17 protein-coding genes are annotated in these 21,596 nt (G+C 71.6%); all 17 read right to left on the bottom strand.

The annotated features are described in order from the left end of the window. Window positions 1-16 precede the first annotated feature (16 nt). Window positions 17-1,393 carry an alkaline phosphatase family protein gene (locus G515_RS0105850; protein WP_028659408.1) on the bottom strand — a complete coding sequence of 459 codons (1,377 nt, stop codon included), beginning with the start codon at window positions 1,391-1,393 and terminating at the stop codon, window positions 17-19. Further along, on the bottom strand, window positions 1,390-2,577 hold the full coding sequence (eboE, locus tag G515_RS0105845; protein WP_028659407.1) for a metabolite traffic protein EboE: 1,188 nt from the start codon (window positions 2,575-2,577) through the stop codon (window positions 1,390-1,392). The genes G515_RS0105850 and eboE overlap by 4 nt, the downstream gene beginning before the upstream one ends. After that, window positions 2,574-3,443 (bottom strand): TatD family hydrolase, encoded by an 870-nt coding sequence (locus G515_RS0105840; protein WP_028659406.1) that lies wholly within the window; start codon window positions 3,441-3,443, stop codon window positions 2,574-2,576. The genes eboE and G515_RS0105840 overlap by 4 nt, the downstream gene beginning before the upstream one ends. Next, window positions 3,443-4,060: an EboA domain-containing protein gene (locus G515_RS0105835; RefSeq protein WP_051217920.1), complete on the bottom strand. Its 618-nt coding sequence runs from the start codon at window positions 4,058-4,060 to the stop codon at window positions 3,443-3,445. Before G515_RS0105835 ends, G515_RS0105840 begins: the two co-directional genes overlap by 1 nt. Further along, a complete protein-coding gene (locus G515_RS19720) occupies window positions 4,057-5,013 on the bottom strand; it encodes a sugar phosphate isomerase/epimerase family protein (protein WP_084653144.1) in 957 nt (318 codons plus the stop codon). Before G515_RS19720 ends, G515_RS0105835 begins: the two co-directional genes overlap by 4 nt. Further along, window positions 5,010-5,960, bottom strand: a complete 951-nt coding sequence (locus G515_RS0105825; protein ID WP_028659404.1) for an SCO3242 family prenyltransferase — start codon at window positions 5,958-5,960, stop codon at window positions 5,010-5,012. The genes G515_RS19720 and G515_RS0105825 overlap by 4 nt, the downstream gene beginning before the upstream one ends. Then, entirely contained in the window at window positions 5,957-7,159 is a 1,203-nt protein-coding gene (locus G515_RS0105820) for an inositol-3-phosphate synthase (RefSeq protein WP_084653142.1), read from the bottom strand. Before G515_RS0105820 ends, G515_RS0105825 begins: the two co-directional genes overlap by 4 nt. Then, window positions 7,156-8,013, bottom strand: coding sequence for a ThuA domain-containing protein (locus tag G515_RS0105815; RefSeq protein WP_028659402.1), 858 nt, complete (start codon window positions 8,011-8,013; stop codon window positions 7,156-7,158). Before G515_RS0105815 ends, G515_RS0105820 begins: the two co-directional genes overlap by 4 nt. A gap of 72 nt (window positions 8,014-8,085) precedes the next feature. Then, complete coding sequence (locus tag G515_RS0105810) at window positions 8,086-9,261, bottom strand: Gfo/Idh/MocA family protein (RefSeq protein ID WP_028659401.1); 1,176 nt, start codon at window positions 9,259-9,261, stop codon at window positions 8,086-8,088. Between the two features lie 168 nt (window positions 9,262-9,429). Beyond that, complete coding sequence (locus G515_RS0105805) at window positions 9,430-10,491, bottom strand: substrate-binding domain-containing protein (RefSeq protein ID WP_028659400.1); 1,062 nt, start codon at window positions 10,489-10,491, stop codon at window positions 9,430-9,432. 75 nt (window positions 10,492-10,566) lie between these two features. Further along, entirely contained in the window at window positions 10,567-11,637 is a 1,071-nt protein-coding gene (locus G515_RS0105800) for an ABC transporter permease (RefSeq protein ID WP_028659399.1), read from the bottom strand. 109 nt (window positions 11,638-11,746) lie between these two features. Beyond that, entirely contained in the window at window positions 11,747-13,288 is a 1,542-nt protein-coding gene (locus tag G515_RS0105795; protein WP_028659398.1) for a sugar ABC transporter ATP-binding protein, read from the bottom strand. After that, window positions 13,285-14,358: an ROK family protein gene (locus G515_RS19715; protein WP_051217919.1), complete on the bottom strand. Its 1,074-nt coding sequence runs from the start codon at window positions 14,356-14,358 to the stop codon at window positions 13,285-13,287. Before G515_RS19715 ends, G515_RS0105795 begins: the two co-directional genes overlap by 4 nt. A 214-nt stretch (window positions 14,359-14,572) precedes the next feature. Continuing rightward, window positions 14,573-16,696: a PQQ-dependent sugar dehydrogenase gene (locus G515_RS0105785; RefSeq protein ID WP_245565233.1), complete on the bottom strand. Its 2,124-nt coding sequence runs from the start codon at window positions 16,694-16,696 to the stop codon at window positions 14,573-14,575. 116 nt (window positions 16,697-16,812) lie between these two features. Next, complete coding sequence (locus tag G515_RS0105780) at window positions 16,813-18,015, bottom strand: ROK family transcriptional regulator (RefSeq protein WP_028659396.1); 1,203 nt, start codon at window positions 18,013-18,015, stop codon at window positions 16,813-16,815. A gap of 186 nt (window positions 18,016-18,201) precedes the next feature. Further along, window positions 18,202-19,713, bottom strand: coding sequence for a GTPase HflX (gene hflX / locus G515_RS0105775; protein WP_028659395.1), 1,512 nt, complete (start codon window positions 19,711-19,713; stop codon window positions 18,202-18,204). 152 nt (window positions 19,714-19,865) lie between these two features. Beyond that, window positions 19,866-21,530, bottom strand: coding sequence for an alkaline phosphatase D family protein (locus G515_RS19710; RefSeq protein WP_084653139.1), 1,665 nt, complete (start codon window positions 21,528-21,530; stop codon window positions 19,866-19,868). Between the last annotated feature and the right edge of the window lie 66 nt (window positions 21,531-21,596).

The raw sequence follows: 21,596 nt of genomic DNA, 5'->3' as shown, positions 1-21,596 counted from the left end.
GTACGGCGGAGAGAGCTCAGTCGCGTGGCGCGGGACCGAGGAGGCCGGCGAGCAGGTCGCGCACCTCGGTCGCCTCGATCCGCTCCCGCTTGGCTGCGGGGTCGGAGCAGACCAGCACCGGTCCCTCCTCCGGACGATCGGGAAGTCGCCCGTGGCTGCCCGAGACCGGTGCCGGGTCGAGCGGTACGACGCTCATGGAGTAGCGCAGCCCCGCCTTCTTCCGCGCCAGCGTGGCGGCCGCGCGCAGCTTGACCCACCGGTCCTCGGGATCCATGAACAGCTCGGCGGGGTCGTAGCCGGGCTTCTTGTGGATCTCCACGCCGCGGGCGAAGTCGGGTGCATGCTCGTCGTCGAGCCAGTAGTAATAGGTGAACCAGGCGTCGGGATCGGCCACCAACACCAGGTCGCCGGCACGCTCGTGGTCCAGGCCGTAGGCCGCCTGCCCGGCGCGGTCGAGCACCTCGGCCACGCCGGGCAGCTCGCCGGCCAGCCGGCGGACCTCCTCGAGGTCTTCGGGGTCCTTGACGTACACGTGTGCGAGTTGGTGGTCGGCGACCGCGAAGGCGCGCGAGGTCCACGGGTCGAGCAGCTCACCGGTGGCGTTGTGGTGGACGTGCAGCAGCCCCTCGCGGCGGAGCAGCCGGTTGATGTCGACCGGCCGTGAGGCGGGCCGGATGCCGTACTCGCTGAGCAGGACCACCCGCACACCGGCCCGCTCGGCGTCGTCGAGCAGCGGGGTGAGCGCCCTGTCGACCGCGCGGGCCGCGGCCGCGGCCTGGCGGCTGTCGGGGCCGAACTTCTGCAGGTCGTAGTCGAGGTGCGGGACGTAGACCAGGGTCAGGTCGTGGTCGGGCAGCACCCGGCGGGCGGCGGCGATGATCCACTCCGAGCTGGCGATGGAGGCGGTGGGTCCCCAGTAGTTGAACAGCGGGAAGGGACCGAGCTCGTCGATCAGCTGGTCGTGCAGCTCGGGCGGCCAGGTCCAGCAGTCCGGCTCCTTCTTGCCGTCCGCGTGGTAGACGGGCCGAGGCGTGATCGTGGTGTCGACGTCGGCGCCCATGGCGTACCACCAGCACACGTTCGCCACCCGTGCGCCGGGGCGGCGCCGCCGTACGACGTCCCACAGCTTCTCCCCCTGCACCAGCGCGTTGTGCTGGCGCCAGAGGAAGACCTCGCCGAGGTCGCGGAAGTACCACCCGTTGCCGACGATCCCGTGGTCGCGCGGCAGGGTGCCGGTCAGGAAGGTGGACTGGACCGAGCAGGTGACCGCGGGCAGCACCGTGCCCAGCTCGGCGGTGAAGCCGGATTCACCGACCCGGCGCACCCGCGGCATGTGGGCCAGCAGTTCGGGGGTCATGCCGACCACGTCGATGACCAGCAGCTTGTCGCTCATACGAGGGCTCCTTCGGTGAGGCCGGCCTCGATGAGCCGGTCACGGGTCCAGGCGATCTCGGCGGCGAGGCCGGTGATGAGGCCGTCGTCGCCGGTGGGGCGCTGCGCGGCGGGCAGCACGCTCCAGGTGTAGGTCTCGACCTCGACGTGGTCGAGCCTCGCGGTCTCGCCGCCGAGGAGGACCTCGAGGGTGTCGGCGAGATGGTCGCTGGTGCTGCGCAGCGGCGGCTGCGGGGCCGCGTGCAGCGGCACGTGGAAGTGCACCCGCCAGGGCTGCTCGGCCGGGAGCGGCCGGTGACCGGTGAGCGCCTCGGGCAGGTCGTCGCGGCCCTCGACCCGCGGCCCGCGGCACTCGCGGGTCTGGTGCAGGAAGCGGTCCTCGGCGTACGCCGACAGCGCCTCGCGGGTGGCGGGATCGCCGGGGTCCTGGGCGTGGATGGCGGCCGAGGCCTGCAGCTTGACCAGCGGCAGCCCGGCGGAGTCGAACCTGTCAAGCGCCTCCCGGGCCTCCTCGAACGCCGTGGCCAGGTGGCAGGTGTCCAGGCAGATCCCCAGCATCCCCGAGGCCAGCGCGGGCGAGCCGGCCAGCCGTGCGACCGCGTCGCGGGAGGTCTCGATCACGCAGCCGGGCTCGGGTTCGAAGGCGACCCGGACGGTACGGCCGGTCTCCACCCGGAGCGCGTCCAGCCCGGCGGCGAGCTGCTCGAGCCGGGCGGCGGCCGCGGCCTGCCGGTCGGCGAACCACGGCGTGCGCCAGCCGAGCGGCAGTGTCGAGATGCTTCCCCGGGCGGCATCGTCGGGCAACAGCGCGGCCAGGACGCGGGCGGCGGCGAGGGTGTAGTCGAGCCGTTCGGGCGTGGTCCAGTCGGGGGCGTAGACCTCACGCTTGACCACCTCGTCGTGGAACCCGCGGTAGGGGAAGCAGTTGAGGGTGACCACCTCGAGGCCGTGCCGCTCCAGCGCTCCCCGCAGCCGCTCCAGCGCCGCGGGATCCCCGGCGAGCTCGTGGGCGGCTCTCGCGGGTAGCCACAGGCCGAGACCGAGCCTGGGCGCTCCCAGCCGGGCGCGCACCTCGACGGCGTACCGGCCGAGCTGGTCGATGATGCCGTCCACGCTCTCGGCGGGGTGGACGTTGCTCCCGTAGGAGAGGTGGACGGTGCTGCCGTCTCGGTGTCGGAGCCTCATCGCTCACCCCGCAGCAGCGAGTTGCCGGCGAACGTGGCCGCACTGTCGGTCTCGGGTACGTCGAGCAGGAGCCGACCGCTCTGCCCGAAGAACTCGATCGGGTTGTGCCACAGCACCCGCTCGACGTCGTCCTCGGTGAAGCCGGCAGCGAGCATCGCCTCGCCGGTACGCCGCGTACTCAGCGGGTCGGATCGGCCCCAGTCGGCCGCGGAGTTGACCAGCACCCGGCCCAGCCCGCGACCGGACTCGACCCGGGCCCGCAGGATCGCCACCATCCGGGCCGGCGACATCTTGGTGTCGGGGTAGATCGAGAAGCCCATCCAGGCACCGGCCTCCTCGACCACGTCGACGGTGACCTCGTTGAGGTGGTCGACGACCACCATGCCCGGGTCGACCCCGGCGGCCTCGACCAGGTCGAGGGTGCGGCGAGTGCCGGCGAGCTTGTCCCGGTGCGGGGTGTGCACCAGGGCGGGAAGGGCGAACTCCCGAGCGAGCTCGAGCTGCCGGGCGAAGGCCTTCTCCTCCTCACGGGTCATCGAGTCGAACCCGATCTCGCCCACGGCCACCACACCGTCCTTGGCCAGATAGCGCGGCAGCAGGTCCAGGACCGGCAGGCAGCGCGGGTCGTTGGCCTCCTTGGGGTTGAGCGCGATGGTGCAGTGGTGGGCGATCCCGAACTGGGCCGCCCGGAACCGTTCCCACCCCACCAGGGCGTCGAAGTAGTCGACGAAGGAGTCCACGCTGCTGCGCGGCTGGCCCAGCCAGAAGGCCGGCTCGACCAGGGCGCGCACCCCCGCGGCGTACATCGCCTCGTAGTCGTCGGTGGTGCGTGAGGTCATGTGGATGTGAGGGTCGAAGATGCGCATCAGGACTCCGAGGGTCGAACCGGCAGGAGGAGGGGCAGGGCGTCGTCGGGCACCGACCGGCCGGCGGCACGGCGTTCGGCGGCGTAGTCGCCGACCATCCGGGACAGTTCCGCGTCGGCGCGATCGTCCAGGCCGGTGACCAGCGCCAGCGGCACCCCCACGAACAGGCACTTGAGCACGCCCTGCCGCCAGTCGGCAGCCTCGAGGTGGGTGGCGGCGTACGGTCCCAGGGCGGCGGCCACCAGCCTGGGGTCGTTGGTGCGAAGAGCGTCGTGCACCAGGTCGAGGGCCCGGTCGTCGAGGTCGAGCCGGTCCAGCCCGAGGAGTACGGCGCGGCGCTCGTCGGCGTCGCCGAAGCGGTAGAGGTCGTGCACCTCGGTGTTGCGCCGCTCGACGTCGGGGACCGCTCGGCGCAGGGCCTCGAGCAGGCGCACCCGGACCCGGTCCTCGAGGCGGTCCTGGCCGACGTCCGCGGAGGTGCCGGGCGTGCGACCGATCTCGCGGGCCGCGGCCGGGAAACGCACCCGGATGCGAGCGGGATCGGCCTCGATCTCGAGGCAGACCGCCTCGAGCCGTTCGGCGAGGGCGGGGTCCAGGGAGGGGATCGTCGAGCTCATCGGACGATCACCTCCCCGGCTGCTCGCCGTGGCCGCTCCGCCGCTGTGGCCGGCGTTGTGGCCGGCGTTGTGGCCGGCGTTGTGGCCGGCGGGACGGCCACCGGCGGTGTCTCGGCCGCTCGCAGGAAGGCCAGCGAGTCGCGCGCAACCTGCGGTGCGGCATGGGACTGGCGGGGAAGCTCGAGGGAGGCGAGTCCGGTGTAGCCGACCTCGCGCAGGGCGGCCAGCGCGGCGATGAAGTCGACCTCGCCGGTGCCGAGTTCGAGATGCTCGTGCACACCGGCGACCATGTCGTCGACCTGGACGTTGGCCAGCAGGTGGCCCGCTCTCCGGATCGTCTCGGTCATCGGCCTGGGCTCGTTGCAGACCACGTGCCCCAGGTCGAGCGTGACCCGCAACAGGGACGGATCGCCGAGGCGCTCGCGGAGCTCAAGGACGCCGTCGAGGGTGTCGACGAAGTGCCCGGGCTCTGGTTCGAGGGCGCAGACGACCTCGCGACGCTCGGCCAGATCCAGCACCTGGCCCACTCCGTCGGCGAGCCGGTCCCAGGCGGTGCCGGCATCGACGCCGGAGGGCAGCGCTCCGGACCAGAACGACACCGCCTCTGCCCCCAGGTCGGCGGCCACCTCCACCGCCCGGTGGAGGTAGTCCACCCGCCGTCGGGCCGCAGCAGGGTCGTGGAGCAGGGTCGGGTGGTGCTTGCGGAGCGGGTCGAGCAGGTAGCGCGCACCGGTCTCGACGACGACCGCCAGGCCGAGCGAGTCGAGCCGGCGACGCACGTCGCCGACACGGGCCGGCAGCTCGGCCGCGAACGGGTCGAGGTGCAGGTGGTCGAGGGTCAGGGCGACACCGTCGTAGCCCAGATCGTCGAGCACGCCCAGGGCATCCTCGAGCCGGTGGCTGTGCATCCCGTTGGTGCCGTAGCCGAAGCGGAGTGCGGTCGGTTCGCTCATGTCGGGGACACCACCTTCGATGCCCGCTTGGCGACCGGCCCGGCGGCGAGCAGGCCCAGGGCGGCCAGCGGTGCCCGCCGGGCGAGGAGGGCGGCCTGTAGCGGGATCATGCCGCGGATCCCGGCGCCGGTCGCCCGGCGGACCGTGCCCGCGTCGGGCGTGTGCACCGCAGCGGCCTGGGCGCGGCCGACGGTGGCGGCGTAGGTCGCGGCGAGCGCGGCGGCCACGCCGGCGCCCGCCCGCGAGGAGGGGCCCTCCCGGGTGAGGGCCAGGGCGCCGGCCGCCGAGCCGGTGACCATCGTGAGCGCGCCGGCGACCGCGGCTGCCGCCGGGCGGGTGCCGTGCACCTCGCCCCGGCTGAGCAGGGTGACGCCACTGGTGTGCGCGAACAGGAGGGCGGCCGGCAGGGTGGCGGCGCGGAGACCGCCCCCACCGGCGCCGCCCGCCCGCGGGACCGTGACGTCCGGTGCCGGGCCGGAGGACCGGTGCCCGGCGGCACCGAGGAGTACGTCGAGGCCACGGGCGGCGCCCATCGTGAGGGGCCCGGCCGGCGTGTCCTTGAGCCGGGTGTCGTAGGCCCAGACCGCCCCGGCGAGCGCGGTGGCGATGACCGCCCCGCGCGCCCCACCGGCCACCGCGGCGACCGCCACGCCGGCAGCGGTGAGCCCGGCGGCGAGTCCGAGCGCCTCCCTGGGACGGACCCGCCCCGAGGGGATCGGACGCTCGGGCCGCTCCACGGCGTCCAGATCACGGTCGGCCCAGTCGTTGAGCGCCATGCCGGCCCAGTAGAGGCAGGTCGAGGCGACCGGCATCGCGACGGTCCGCCATGCCGGCGGTGCACCGTCACCGCGCAGTGGCCCGAGCGCCGCGGATCCGGCCAGGGTGTCTCCCGGCACGGTCAGGACGGCGGGCAGCCGGACCAGTTCGGCCAGGTCCCGAGGCGTCATCGCGCTCCCCCGTCGGCGCACCAGGCGACGAGCGCGTCCCATTGGGCGGCGAGCCGGTGCTCGGGCGTCGTCCCGGCCGGTCCGGCGGGATCCTTGAAGAAGAACCCGAAGGGCAGCGGCCCCGACTCGCCCAGCTCGTGCGCCCGCAGGGTGAGCCGAGCCAGGTCGAGCACGAGCGGGGCGGCGAGCGCGGAGTCATATCCGGTCCAGGTGAACTGCAGCGACATCCGGGCGCCCAGGAACCCCTCGAAGGAGACGTGGTCGATCGCGGTCTTCTGCTCGCCCTGGTCGGGAACGAAGTCGATGTGCATCGGCCCCTGCACGGGATGGCCCAGGATCGCCTCCAGGCCGGTGCCCTTGCTGTCCAGTTTGCTGGCCGCCCGGTCGGGGTCGGCCAGGGTCGCGCCGTCGCCGCCGCCGAGGATGTTGAAGGAGGACCAGGCGTTGACCCGCAGCCCCCGGGTGGCGAACATCGGGGCGAGCACCGACTTGAGCAGGGTCTCCCCGGTCTTGCCGTCCGACCCGGCCCAGGGCAGCCCGTGCCCCGCGGCGATGGCACTCAGCACGGGGAGCCGGGGGCCGGGGCTCGGGGTGAAGGACACCACCGGGCACCCGGCACGGTAGGCCGCCAGCACGTAGGCGGAGCTCGGCGGCAACGGAGCCTCGCCCGCTGCCAGGGCGGCATCGAGAGCGACCGGGTCGACCAGCGCACCGGAGTCGCCTAGCTCGACCGGCGCCTCCGTGCTCGCGACGTCGACGACCACCACCCGGTCGAGTCGGTGTTCGATGCGGAAGGCGGTCAGATCCGCCGCGAGTCGCTCGACCGCCTCGGCCTGGGTCTCACCGGATCCTGTCCGCACCGCGGAGGTGTCGTATCCCGGCCGGAGCCGAGCCTCCACGGCCTCGAGTTCCTCCCGGACAGCGGGCAACAGGTCGGCGGGGACGACACCGCCGGCGACCAGTCTTTCGGCCCGCTTGACCAGCGGGTCGCACCCGATGTCGTGTCCACCGAAGACCAAGTCGTCGAGGGCGGGCAGCCGGGCCGCGGCCACCTCGGGGAGCTCGGCGACCAGCCCGGTGCGGCCGCTCAGCCCGGCCCGTACGGCGAGCGCGCCGAGGATGGTCGTGGTCGCGACCGAGCCGCGGGCGCCGACCAGCCACACACCGAGCCGTCCGGTGCCGGTGCCTTCGGCGCTCATCGCCACGTCCAGCAGTTGAACCAGGCGGCACCGGCGACCTGCTCGATCCCGCCCAGCAGGTGGGCGAGGAACTCCGGCTCGGAGTAGGACTCCTCGGTGTGCCCCAGCCCGGTGTAGAAGGCACGGCCGCCGTCGTAGCGGTGGCACCAGGCGATGGGGTGGTCGTGTCCCATCGCGGTCGGGCCCGCGTCGTAGGTGCGCTCGTCGAGCCGGGCGAGCACCCGCACCGATCCCCGGGTGTAGTTGCGGAAGTTGTACCACTCGTCGAACCGGGTCCAGCGCTTCGGCAACCTCCTGGTCGCCGGATTGAGGCCGGGGCTCACCTTGATGGTCGCGGTCTGCTGGGCGGGGTGCCCGTTGAAGTAGGCGCCGACCAGGCCGCCGTACCACGGCCAGTCGTACTCGGTGTCGGAGGCGGCGTGGACGCCGACGTACCCGCCACCGGCCTGGATGTAGCGCTCGAAGGCGCCTTGCTGCTCCTCGTCGAGCACGTCGCCGGTGGTGGAGAGCCAGACGACGGCCTCGTAGTCGGCCAACCCCTCGTCGGTGAAGACCGTGGGGTCCTCGGTCGCGGTGACCTCGAAGCCGTGCTCGGCGCCCAGCTTCTCGATCGCGGCGATGCCCGTGGGGATGGAGGAATGCCGGAAGCCGGCGGTCCGGGAGAAGACCAGCACGTCGTACGACGCTCGGTGCCGGTCCGCGGCTGCCCGAGTGTCGGCCGAGGACTGGGTGGCCGCGGGCTCGGCGGTGGCCGGGCCGGTGCCGAGCAGGGCGCCGCCGGCCAGCAGGGCCGCGGCGGTCAGCAGTGCTCCCCGCCGGATGCGGCGGGATGAATGGAGGTGGTGGTTCGACATGTGCTCGGTCCCTTCGTTTGGAGCTGCGACGAGTGGACTCGCCCGAGAGGTGGTGGAGTGTGGGGTGCTGGGTCAGCCGGCGACGGCCTCCCAGCGACGGTGCTCGGCGCTGGCCTCGACCGCGGCCAGCACCCGCTGGACCTGGAGCCCGTCCGCGAAGGAGGGCGCCGGCTGCTCGCCGGCCGCGATGGCTCGGGTCAGGTCGACCACCTGGTGGGTGAAGCCGTGCTCGTAGCCCAGCCCGTGCCCCGGGGGCCACCAGGCCGAGACCCAGGGGTGGTCGGCCTCGGTGACGATGATCCGCCGGAACCCGGCCTCGCAGTCGGGGATCGATCCGTCGTGGAACTCCAGGACGTTCATGTCCTCGAAGTCGAAGGCCAGGCTGCCGCGGGTTCCGTTGATCTCGATCCGGATGCTGTTCTTGCGACCCGTCGCGAACCTGGTGGCCTCGTAGACCCCGAGGTACCCGCCCTCGAAGCGGGCCAGGAACGCCGTCGCGTCGTCGACGGTGACCGGTCCGCGCTCGGTGCCGGCGCTGGCCGACAGACCGCTGGAGGAGGCCGCGATCGGCCGCTCGGTCACGAAGGTGGACAGGGTGCCGGTGACCTCGGCGATGGTGTCGCCCACCAGATGCTGGGTGAGGTCCACGACGTGGGCGCCGATGTCGCCCAGCGCCCCGGAACCGGCCAGCTTCTTGTCCAGCCGCCACGAGAGCGGCGCCTCGGGATCGACCAGCCAGTCCTGGAGGTACTGGGCGCGCACGTGCCGGATCTCGCCGATCCGTCCCTCCGCGATCATCCGCCGGGCCAGGCCGATCGCCGGCACCCGGCGGTAGGTGAATCCGACCATCGCCCGCGTCCCGCCCCGCGCGGCCTCCTCCGCGGCCGCCGCCATCTCCTCGGCCTCCTCGACGGTGTTGGCCAGCGGCTTCTCGCACAGCACGTGCTTGCCCGCCCGTAGCGCCGCGATGGCGATCTCGGCGTGGGTGTTGCCCGGCGTACACACGTCGACCAGGTCGATGTCCTCGCGGGCGACGACCTCCTCCCAACTGGTCGAGCTCGATGCCCAGCCCAGCTGCTCGGCCGCCGCGGCGACCCGGTCGGTGTCGCGGCCGCAGACCACGCTCATCACCGGGTCGAGAGGGAGGTCGAAGAAGCGCGGAGCCGTGCGCCATGCCTGGGAGTGGGCCGCGCCCATGAAGGCGTAGCCGATCATCCCGACGCGGAGGGCGGGCTTGTGGTGGGTCATCGGACCTCGTTCCTTCTCGGTGTTCGTGTCGGCGCGCCGAGCTGTCCGGGCCTGCGGAGGGGACTGCCCGGGTCTACCGGCCGGCGCGGTACGGCGGTGGTCCGGGTGAGCAGGTGCCGGGGCCCGGCACCTGCTCACCCGAGCGCACGCGGGTCAGGGATGGACGGCTCAGGACTCGAAGGCCGAGTCGATGTACTGGTCGACGTTCTCCTCGGTGACGACCGGGGCGTAGAGCTGGACCTCACGCGGCACGGTCTGCTCGACGAGGTCCGACATGGCCTTCTCCTGGACGACCAGCCGAGCCAGCTTGATGCCGTCGGCCCCCTGGCTGGAGGGGTAGATGACCGTGGCCTTGAGCACGCTCTCGCCGGACTGGATCTCGCGCATGGCGTTGGCCGAGCCGGCACCGCCGATCATGGTGAACTCATCGCGGCCGGCCGAGTTGATCGCGGCCAGGACGCCGACGCCCTGGTCGTCGTCGTGGTTCCACAGGAAGTCGATCTGGGGGGCCGCCTGCAGCAACTGGGACGCCGCCCGCTCGCCGCCCTCGACGGTGAAGTCCGCGGCGACCCGGTTGTCGACGTCGAGGCCGCACTCGGCGAGCGCGTCCTTGAACCCCTGGCTGCGGTCCTGGGTCAGGGGCAGCGAGTCGATGCCGGCGATCTCGGCGACGACGGCGTCCTGATTGCCTTCGGCCTGCTCGCAGACGTACTGGCCGGCGGAGACGCCCATGCCGTAGTTGTCGCCCAGCACGGTGACCCGCGCGGCGTTGGAGTCGTCGAACTCGCGGTCGACGTTGATGACCGGGATCCCGGCCTCCATCGCCTTGAGCGCCACCGGCGTCATCGCGGCCCCATCGAAGGGCAGCAGCACGATCGCGTCCACACCATCGTTGATGAAGGTCTCGACCTGACCGATCTGCTGGTTGACGTCGTTGGTGCCCGCCGCGACCTGGAGGTCGATGTCCTCGTACTCGTCGGCGGTGGCCTCGGCCTGGTCGGTGATCGCCGCCATCCAGCCGTGGTCGGCGGCCGGTGCGGAGAAGCCGATCGTGACCGTGTCGCCGGCCTCGTCGTTCGAGCCGGCCTCGGCCTCCGAGGACCCGCCGCCGCCGTCGCTGCTGGTCTCCTCCGGCTCGTTACCGGTGCATGCGGCGAGGGCGAGGACGGCGACCCCGGCCACCAGGCCGGTGCCGAGGCGCCGGAGCCGGCGGTTGGTGGACAGATTCATGGTGGTGCTCCTTGATGTTGTGCCCGTCGGGCGGGGGGGTTGGCGAAGCGAACCGTCAGTGGGACCCGTCGTCCCTCAGCTGGATGGTCGCCGGGCGAGCCGGGTCTGCAGCAGCACGGCGACGACGATGATCAGGCCCTTGACGACCGACTGGGCCGAGATCGACAGGTTGTTCAGGGTGAACACGTTGGAGAGCGTGGTGAAGATGAGCACGCCGAAGACGGTGCCGACGATGGTGCCGCGCCCGCCGGAGAGCAGGGTGCCGCCGATGACCACCGCGGCGATCGCGTCCAGTTCGTAGAGCATGCCGTGGGTCGCGCTGCCGGTGGTCGTGCGCGAGACCAGCATGATCGCGGCGATGCCGCAACACACACCGACCACCACGTAGAGCAGCACCGTGTGCCGGCGTACATCGATGCCGGCCAGCCTGGCCGCCTCCGGGTTGCCGCCGACCGCGAGGGTACGGCGTCCGAAGGTCGTGCGGTTGAGCACGATCCAGCCGATGACGGCCACGACCGCGAAGATCCAGACCAGGCGGGGCACGCCGAGGAAGTCGCCGGCGAGCGCGTCGGTGAATCCCGGCACGCTGACGATCTGGGTCTTCCGGTCGGAGAGGATCTCGGCCAGGCCACGGGCGCTGGCCAGCATCGCCAGCGTGGCGATGAAGGGGACGATCCCGCCGTAGGAGATCAGCAGACCGTTGACCAGGCCGCAGGCACCACCGACCACCAGGGCCGTGGTCACCATGAGCAGCCAGTGGACGTCGTTGGCCATCTGCTGGGTCGCCAGGGTGGTGGCCCACACCGAGGAGAGCGCGACGATGGCGCCGACGGACAGGTCGATGCCCCCTCCGGTGATCACGAAGGTCATCCCGATGCTGACCACGCCGATCACCGCGGCCAACCGCAGGATGGTCATCACGTTGTCGACCGAGGCGAACCGGTCGCCGGCCGTGATCAGCCCGACCACCGCGAGTAGCGCCAGCGCCACCACGAGACCGAGGTTGTGCCCCAGCCCGGCGCCCACCGCGGCCCAGCCGCGGGTGGTCTGCTCGGTGGCCTTCTCCGCCTCCTTCTCCACCCGCGCGGTCTCGGCCGCCTCGGCGGGCTCGAGCGGCGGGGTCGGGTCTGTCGAAGAGTCGCTCATCGGACCGCCCCCGTCACTTGAACGCCAGTGCGACTCCGCTGCCGGTACACCCCGTCCGTGGAACGCACCGGCCCGTGGGCGGGGCGCACGCGCAGATTCCTGCCGTCGCTCATGCGACGTCTCCTTCCATCACGAGGTCCAGGACCCTCGACTCGTCGATCTCGGTCGCCGGTCCTTCGTGGACCACGGAGCCCTCGCGTACGACGAGCACCCGGTCGGCCAGACCGAGCACCTCCTCGACCTCGCTGGACACCACGACCACGGCCACGCCCTCGTCGGCGAGCCGGCGGATGAGGTTGTAGATCTCGGTGCGGGCGCCGACGTCGACGCCGCGGGTGGGCTCATCGAGCAGCAGCACCTTGCACTCGCGTAACAGCCAGCGGGCCAGCACGACCTTCTGCTGGTTGCCACCGGAGAGGTTGCGCACCGGCCGGTCCACGCCCGGGGGCCGCACGTCCAGGGAGCGGCTGAGCTCCTCCGCGGCCCGACGCTCCTCGGAGAAGTCCAGGAAGCCGCTCTTGGCGAAGCGCCGCAGCGAGGAGATGGTGACGTTGCGGTAGACCGCCTGGTCCAGCAGGAGACCCTGGCTCTTCCGCTCCTCAGGACACAGCCCGACTCCCGCCGCGACGGCGGACCGGACCGAGCCCCGGCGCAGCTTGCGGCCACCGACACCGACGGTGCCCTGGGTGGACCGGCGGGCGCCGTACACGGTCTCCAGGATCTCCGAACGCCCCGCACCGACCAGGCCGGCCAGGCCGACGATCTCCCCTGCGTGCACGGTCAGGTCGACATCGCGGAACCGTTCGCCGCTCAGCCCGCGCACCTCCAGCACCACCTCGGTGTCATGTGAGTGGGCGGGGCGAGGGGGGAAGGCGTACTCGATGTCACGGCCGGTCATCAGCCGGATCAGCTCCGCGGTCGGGGTGTCGGCCACGGCCAGGCCGGTCGCGACCGTCCGCCCGTCCTTGAGCACCGTGATGCGGTCGCCGATCTGCCGGATCTCCTCGAGTCGGTGCGAGATGTAGACCACCGCGACCCCCTGCTCGGTCAGGTCGCGGACGACCCGGAACAGGTTGCGCACCTCCTCCTGGTCGAGCACGGCCGAGGGCTCGTCGAGGATGAGCAGCTTGGTGTCGTGGGAGAGCGCGCGGGCCATGCTGACGATCTGCTGGGCGGCCGGCGAGAGATCCCCGACCAGCCGGTGGGGCGTGATCTCGCTGTGCCCGAGGCGGGCGAGCAGGGCACGGGCCCGGGCGGTCGCCTCGTGCCGGCGGCTGAAGCCGCCGGAGGAGATCTCGTGGCCGAGGAAGATGTTCTCGGTGACGGTCAGCCCGTCGACCAGGTCGAGCTCCTGATAGATGGTCGAGATCCCGAGACCCATCGCGGCGTCCGGCGTGGAGAGCTTCGTGGCGCTCCCCTGCCACACGATCTCGCCCTCGTCGGGCTGGTAGGACGCGGAGAGCACCTTGATCAGCGTGGACTTGCCGGCGCCGTTCTGACCGAGCAGGCAGTGCACCTCCCCCGCCCGTACGTCGAGGTCGACGCCGCCGAGCGCCAGGACACCGGGGAATCGCTTCACGATGCCGCGCATCTGCAGCAGCGCGCTCTGGCCTGCTGCCGGTGTCTCCTGCTCCGGTGACGGGTCGGTCATCGGGTTCCTCCGTTCGGGGCGAGCCCGGCGGGCCGGGTGCCGTGGGATCGGGTCGGGACGGATTCGAGGGCGGCCAGGCCACCTCCGCGCTGAGCGGCGGCCAGCCCCAACTCGGAGATGGCCACGTGGGTGCCGCCGGCCTGTGGGACGAGCAGGGCGGCGTCCAGCTCGCGACGTACGACGGGAGCGAGCCACTCGCCGAGAGCGGCGAAGTAGCCGCCCAGCACCACCCGGCCGGGGTCGAGCGCGCTGACCAGCGGAGCGATCCCGGTGGCGAGCCAGGCGCCGACCCGCTCGAGCGCGGTCACGGTGCGACTGTCACCGGCGCCTGCCCGGGCGACGAGGACAGAGAGGAGCTCATCGAGGATGAGGGCGGGATCCTGGACGGGGTCGTCGGGGTCTGCCGCGGCAGCCAGGAGCGCCCGGAGCCCGATGGTGGTCTGCCAGCACCCGACCCGGCCGCAGGTGCACGGGCGGCCGTGGGGTTCCACCGTCATGTGACCGATCTCCCCGGCCCAGCCGCGGTGACCGCGGACCAGGCGGCCGTCGGCGATGAGACCTCCTCCGACACCGGCCACGCCGAAGACGACGAGCATGTCGTCGGTCTCGTGGGCGGTCGACGACTCGGTGCCAGAAGCGGTGCGGCGGACCCGGTCGAGCTCCGCCAGGGCGGCCAGGTCCGCCTCGTTGTCGACACGCACGGGCACGGCGTCGTGGCCCCGGGTGAGCAGCGCGGCAGCGAGCGCCTCGCCGAGTCGGATGTCACGCCACCCGAGGTCGGGAGCCAGGACGACCCGGTCGTGATCGGCGTCGACGAGGCCCGGTACGCCGACGGTGATGCCGGCGACCCGGGTGTCGCCGCCGAGCGCGCCCAGCAGTGTTCCGACCACCTCGGCGAGGCGCTGGATCGCCTCGGCGGGGGGCAGGGAACCCAGGTCGATGTCCTTGCGGAACTCACCCCGCATCCGGCCCTCGGGGTCGACCGCCGTCGCCGCGACGTGGCCGACGTTGACCTCCGCGCCGATGCCGCACACCGACCCGCCACCGAACCGGCTGCTCGTGTCGTCCATGCGCACCTCCCTGCGGATCTGGTCCGAGGAGCGGCGCCATTCGCCGACTCCGAGGGTCAAGCTAGTGACTGACCTCACAGCCTTACAAGACCCTTGAGCGAATTAAGCAAACTTGATGATGGACTTTCGACACTTGTTGGACAAAGTCCGGGCTGAACACGGAACTGCCCGGCGGCCGACGTGTCGTCGACCACCGGGCAGTGTGCGGAGATGCTCAGTGACTCGGGGTCAGCGCGACCTCGGCACTCCCGGTCAGAGCGGGCAGACCCGCCTCGCCCGGGTCGGTGTATTCCGCGACGAAAACGGCATGGAGCTCGTCGGTCTCCGGGTCGTGACCGCCGGGGATGGTGGTGACCAGCGAACCCGTGCAGCCGGCCGCCGTGCTCTGCGGGTGACCGTGCTCGTCATGCCCCAGCACGTAGGTCACCGTCACACGGTTGCAGTCGACCTCCTGGTCGTCGGTCACCTTCACCTCGTACTGGACGGTGTCACCCCACTCGAAGGACTGATCCGCGGTCGGGGTCACGAACTCGACCACCGGGACCTGGTTGCCCACGACCACGTCGACATCGGCGGAGGCGTGCTTGCCCCGGCCCTTGCCGCCCTGGTCGGTGACCGTCAGAGTCGCCTTGTAGACACCCGGCTCGTCGTAGACGTACCGCGGGGAGCGGACCTTGGAGTCCACCTTGCCGTCGGCGTCGAAGTCCCAGGCGTAGGTGAGCTTGTCCCCGTCCGGATCAGTGGTGCCCGCACTGGAGAAGGACACCTCGAGCGGCTCCGGCCCGGCCGCGACGTCGGCCGCGATCTTCGGGACCGGGCTGCGGTTGCCCCGCTTGACGTAGTCGATCCGGGAGAGCTGGGCGTCCTCGTTCTCACTGAAGTAGCCGTCGCCGTACTCCAGCATGTAGAGCGCGCCGTTGGGGCCGAACTCGATGTCCATCACGTTGTCGGTGATCATCGAGTCGAGCACCGGCTCGATCGAGGAGAGCTCACCGGCCTGGTTCACGCTCATGCCCTTGATGTAGTCACGACCCCACTCGGCGAACAGCGGCATGCCGTCGTAGTACTCGGGCCAGGCCACCGACTTCGCACCCTTGGCGACCTTCGGGTCGAACTCGTAGGACGGGCCGGCCATCGGCGCGATCCCGCCCTGGGTCTCGAGCTCCGGGAACTCCTCGGAGAGCGAGTAGGAGTACCAGACCGTCGGCTGGGTCACCGGCGGAAGCTTGGTGAGCCCGGTGTTGTACGCCGAGTCATTGACCGGTGCCGCGCAGTCGAACGGCTCACCCGACGTACCCGTGGCGAAGTCGTAGTCGATGTAGGGCAGCTCCGCGGTCGCACACAGCGGCCAGCCGTAGTTGGCCGGGCGGTTGACCACGGTCCACTTGCCCTGTCCCGCCGGGCCCCGATCGGGGTTGGCGGAGCTGGCGTCGGGGCTGTAGTCGGCGACGTAGACCGCATCGGTGTAGGGGTCGATCTCGATGCGGAAGGGGTTGCGCAGGCCCATCGCGTAGATCTCGGGCCGGGTCTTCGGGGTGCCCTCCTTGAACAGGTTGCCCTTCGGGATGGTGTAGCCGCCACCGGACCTCGGCTTGATCCTCAGCAGCTTGCCGCGCAGGTCGTTGGTGTTGCCGGCGCTACGTCGGGCGTCGAAGGTCGGCGCCCTTCCCTCCGAGTCGTCCAGCGGCGCGTAGCCGTCGGACTCGAACGGGTCGGTGTCGTCTCCGGTCGAGAGGATGAGGTTGCCCACCGAGTCGAAGACGATGTCGCCACCGACGTGGCAGCAGCGCCCGCGATCGACGGGGACCTGCATGATCTGCTGCTCGGAGTCGATGTCGACCTCACCCTGGCGGTACTTGAACCGGGAGAGCTGGATGGAGCCCTTGAACGGCTCGAAGTCGGCCGGCTCACCGGTCGAGGGCGCATCGCCCTCGTTCACGTCGGGGGTCGCCGGGTCATCGACCGGGGTGTTCTGCGGCGGGGAGTAGTACAGGTAGACCCACTTGTTCTTCTCGAACTCGGGGTCCAGGGCGATGCTCTGCAGCCCCTCCTCGTCATGGCGGTAGACATCGATCGTGCCGGCGAGCTTGTTGAGGCCGCTCGAGGCGTCGTTGCGCCAGATCTGGCCGGCGCGGGTGGTGTGGAGGACATCGCCGTCGGGGAGCACGGCCAGATCCATCGGCTCACCGGGGCGGTCGTTGAGGGTGACCTTCTGGAATTCGTTGTCCGGGGGCGGCGCTGGTGCCGCCGATGCGGTGGCGCCGGACGACGCCAGTGGTAGGACCAAGAGACCCGAGACCAGGGTGGCCGCGGCGCCTCCGAGAACAATTCTGCGCACGATCCATCTCCTTCTTTTCCCGTCGAACATGGGGGACGAGAACCGTTCGCGAACGTATCGATGTGATCGCGATCACGTCAAGGAGTTGGCACTCTTTCGCAAGATGACTGCGAAAGTCAGCTGCCGTCGTACGGCGCATAGACCGAGCCACTGATCATCCGGGCAGCCCCGATGACCCCGCCCTCCTCGCCCAGCTCGCTGAGCACGATCGGCAGGTTGCCCGTGGCCAGTGGCAACGACCGGCGGTAGATGACACCGCGGATCTCGGCCAGCAGGGCGTGCCCGAGTCCGGTGACCCGGCCGCCGATCACGATCAGGCCGGGGTTGAAGAAGGAGACCAGGCTCGCCAGCACCTGGCCCACCCGATGCCCGCTCTCCCGGATCAGCTGGACGGCCTGGGCGTCGCCGCGTGAGACCGCGATCCCGATGTCCGCCGCACTGAGATCCCCCTTCTTCGCCAAGAGCTCGGCCAGCACCGGCGACCGCCCCGAACGGGCCGCCGCGAGCGCCTCCCGGGCCAGGGCCGCACCACCGGAGAACGCCTCCAGGCAGCCGGTGTTGCCGCACGCGCAGGTAGGCCCGAACTCCTCCACCCGGATGTGCCCGATGTCGCCGGCACACCCGTCGACCCCGCGATAGAGCTCACCGTCCACGACGATGCCGCAGCCGATGCCGGTGCCGATCTTGACGAACAGGAAGTCGCGGGCCGACCGGGCCACCCCGGAGTGCTGCTCCCCCGCCGCAAGGACGTTGACGTCGTTGTCCAGCACGACCGGGCAGCCGAGCTCGCGGGCGACGGCATCGCGGACGGGGTAGCCGTCCCATCCCGGCATGATCGGCGGGCTGACCGAGACGCCGCGGTGGAAGTCGACCGGCCCCGGCACCCCCACCCCCGCGCCGAGCGCGTGCTCGACGCCCTCGGCCTGCATCAGTTCGCGCGCCTGCTCCAGCGCCGTGGCCATGACGACCTCCGGCCCGGACCGGATGTCCGAGGCCACCGTCCGAGTCGCCACCACCTGGAGACGCCCGTCGGTCAGCCCGACCGACATCCCCGTGGCACCGATCGAGATACCCACGAACCGGATGGCGGGATCGAGGTCCACCAGCGTGGACCGACGTCCTCCGCGGGAGGCCGCCGGGCCGACCTCCTGGGCCAGGCCGAGATCGCCCAGCCTGGTCACCTCGGCCGCGATCGTCGTACGGGAGACCCCGAGTCGGTCGGCCAGCTGGACCCGCGAGAGCGGCCCCTCATCGCGCAGGTGTGCCAACAACCGGGCCTGCATCAGGCTCTCCGCCCGGCCCGCCAAGGAGTGTCTCACGCAGCGATCCTGCCACGGGCCCCATCGAGTCGATCCTCGTGGACCGTCGAGTCGGTCCTCGTGGACGGTCGAGTCGGCCCTCGTCGACCATCGAGTCGGTCGCACCGGGTGGCGTGCCGCGTGGTGGTCCGGGTGTCGTCGGGCGGGCGATGTACAGGTGAGCTCGGGACGGCCCCCGTGGTGGGGTCAGACGGCGTACGCCGCGAGCTCGCCGGCCAGGTCGGGATTGGCGCGGCCGCGCACGATGCTGCCCTCGGCGGTGTGCTCGACGGAGTCGATCTCGCCCTGCTGGTGGAGCCGGTTGACCAGGTCGCCGCGTTCGTAGGGAAGGAGCACGTGGATGCTCACCTCGGGACGCGGGAGATCCTCCTCGATCGCCGCGAGCGCCTCCTCGATGCCCTCGCCGGTCCTGGCCGAGACGGCCACGATGTGCGGCTCGGAGCGAAGCAGCCGCTGCACGACGAGTGGATCGGCCGCGTCGATCTTGTTGAGCACGATCAGCTCGGGCACCTGGGATGCCTCGATGTCGGCGAAGACCTCCCGCACCGCCGAGATCTGCCCCTCGGGGTCGGGGTGGGACCCGTCGACGACGTGCACCACCAGATCGGCGTCCGCAACCTCCTCGAGGGTGGACCGGAACGCCTCCACCAGCTGGTGCGGCAGGTGTCGTACGAACCCGACCGTGTCGGACATGGTGTAGACCCGTCCGTCGGAGGTCTGGGTACGACGCGTGGTCGGGTCGAGGGTCGCGAACAGTGCGTCCTCGACCAGGACGCCGGCTCCGGTGAGGCGGTTGAGAAGCGAGGACTTACCGGCGTTGGTGTAGCCGGCGATCGCTACCGCAGGGATGTGGTGACGACGGCGGTCGGCCCGCTTCGTCTCACGGGTGCCCTTCATCTCGCGCAGCTCGCGGTTGAGCTTGGCGATCTTGGTGTTGATCCGCCGGCGGTCGGTCTCGATCTTGGTCTCACCGGGCCCGCGACCACCGATGCCGGCACCGCCGGCCACCCGGCCGCCTACCTGGCGGGAGAGGTTGCCGCCCCAGCCGCGGAGCCGCTGCTTCATGTAGTTGAGCTGGGCCAGCTCGACCTGCGCCTGGCCCTCCTTGCTCTTCGCGTGCTGCGCGAAGATGTCCAGGATGAGCGCGGTGCGGTCGACGACCTTGACGCTGACCCGGTCCTCGAGGTTGCGCAGCTGACTCGGGGCCAGCTCGCCGTCGCAGATCACCGTGTCGGCACCGGTCACCTTCACGATCTCACCGAGGGCCTCGACCTTGCCGCGGCCGATGTAGGTCGCCGGATCGGGTGCCTGCCGCCGCTGGATGATCGCCTCGAGCACCTCGGAGCCGGCCGTCTCGGCCAGCAGAGCCAGCTCGGCCATGGAGTTCTCGGCGTCCTCGATGCTGCCCTCGGTCCACACGCCGACGAGCACGACTCGCTCCAGCCGGAGCTGGCGGTACTCGACCTCGGTGATGTCCTCGAGCTCGGTGCGCAGGCTGGCCACCCGCCGCAGCGCGTGCCGCTCGGCGAGCTCCATCGCCCCCACGGTGGGGTCGTCCTCGGGATCCTCGTCGGCATAGCCGGACTCGAAGCCGGCTTCGGCGTCCCAGGACTCGGTCGCCGCGAGCGCGGCATCCAGATCGATGATGCTGTCCTCGAGCTGCTCGAGCTCCGGAGTGTGTTCGGATGAGTTCGTCATGTCTGCTTCCAAGAGTAGGCGCACCCCGCACACCCCCGCGATTCCTTTTCCCGCTGGAGGGTGAGTGCGCGTTCTCACCGGCATCATCCGCCCCACCCTTCACCGGTGACACGGTCACTCCCGGGCGCCGCATCACTCAGGGAGCGCGACTTTCACCGGTGCACCGGGGAAAGTTGCAGGGGGTCGGGACCCTCCTCCGGCTCGAACGACCGTGACCAGAGCGGGCCGGCGCCGGTGCTGTGGAGGGTCACGGTGAGGATGCCGTCCGCGCCGACCTCGACCTGGCCGACGTACTGCTTGCCGGCTGCGGGCGACATCCTGCGGTCGTCGGGGTTGCCCTCGGCGAAGACGATGCGCGGGCCGAAGGTCCGGTCGGGTTGCTTGACGGGAAAGGTCCCGGAGGCGACCGGCCCGGAGACGAACTCCCAGAACGGGTCGAAGTCCTGGTACGCCGCCCGGTCCGGGTGGTACTCGTGCGCCGCGGTGTAGTGCACGTCGGCGGTCACCCAGATCACGTTGCGCACGCCGCGCTGCTGCAGACCGCTGAGCAGCCGGGCGATCTCCTGCTCCCGGCCGCGCGGACCGCCGTCGTGGAACTGCGCCACCGAGTCCCTGTCGTCGGCGTACCTGGTGGCGACCGAGAGCGGCATGTCGGCGGCGATGACCTTCCAGGTGGCGCGGGAGCGGCTCACCGACTCCAGCAGCCAGGCGGCCTGGGCCGCGCCCAGGATCCCGTGGTCCACAGCGGGGACGGCAGCGGGGTCGGCAGCGGGGTCGGCAGCAGGGCCGGATCTCCTCGAGGCCGCCGAGCCGTCGAGGTTGGCGCCGTTGGGGTCACGGTAGGAGCGCATGTCGAGGCAGAAGACCTCCAGGTGGGGCCCGTAGCCGAGGGCACGATGGATGCGGCCGGGTCGGGAGAGTTGCTCGATCGCGACCGGCTGGTACTCGGCCCAGGCCCGGCGGCCCCGAGCGGCGAGGACGTCGCAGCTGCGTTCGAGGTCGTAGCGGGCGTCGTCCACGATCTCGCCCGGGTACCAGTTGTTGAGGGTCTCGTGGTCGTCCCACATCGCGACCGTCGGGACCTGCCGGTAGAGCTCCTGCACGGTCGGATCGGAGAGCACGTAGCGGTGTCGGCCCCGGAAGTCCTCCAGGGTCTGGGCCACCCGGCTGACCGACTCGGTGAGCTCGTTGGTCCAGGGGTGCCCGAAGTCGTCGCGGTCGCGTTCGACCATCGGCTCGTCGGCGTAGATCGTGTCGCCGACGTGCAGGAAGAAGTCGGGTCGCAAGGAGGCGAGAAGGCCGTAGCCGGGCAATCCGAGGGTGGTCTCGATCCCCCACCCCTGGCCGCAGGTGTCCCCCGACCAGGCGAAGCTCACCGGCGTGGGATGTCGCGGTGCCGTACGGAACCGGACCGTCTCCAACCGCCCGGCGGTGCCGTCCTCGCCCGCGAACCACACCCTGGCGGCGTACTCCCGCCCGGGCTCGAGCCCGCGCAGCACGATCCGAGCGGTCCGGTCGGTGCGCGGGTCGGCGACCGGACCGGTGACGGTGCGCACCTGCCGACCGTTGCTGCTCAGTTGCACGACCATCCGGCCGTCGTCGGCAGCACGGGCCCAGATCACCGCCGACTCCGCGGTCACATCGCCGGTCCGCGCGCCGTGCGGCTGATCGATCCGCCGGCGGTTCTGCCGCGCTCCCCTCCACACCTCGCTCCTCGCCCCCAACCGGCTCGTGGCCAGGCCGGTCGCCAGCAGCCCCGCGGAGGCGGAGAGTCCTACTCCTGCACGGAGGGCGTCCCGGCGCCCGAGCCACACCATGGGTCGATCGCAGCGCCCACACCCGACCTGTGCCCGACGCCCGACGTACGGGCCGGTGACGGGCCG

This window comes from Nocardioides insulae DSM 17944 (genome assembly GCF_000422825.1).
Classification (GTDB): domain Bacteria; phylum Actinomycetota; class Actinomycetes; order Propionibacteriales; family Nocardioidaceae; genus Nocardioides; species Nocardioides insulae.
This window is presented reverse-complemented; position numbering and strand designations above follow the sequence as displayed.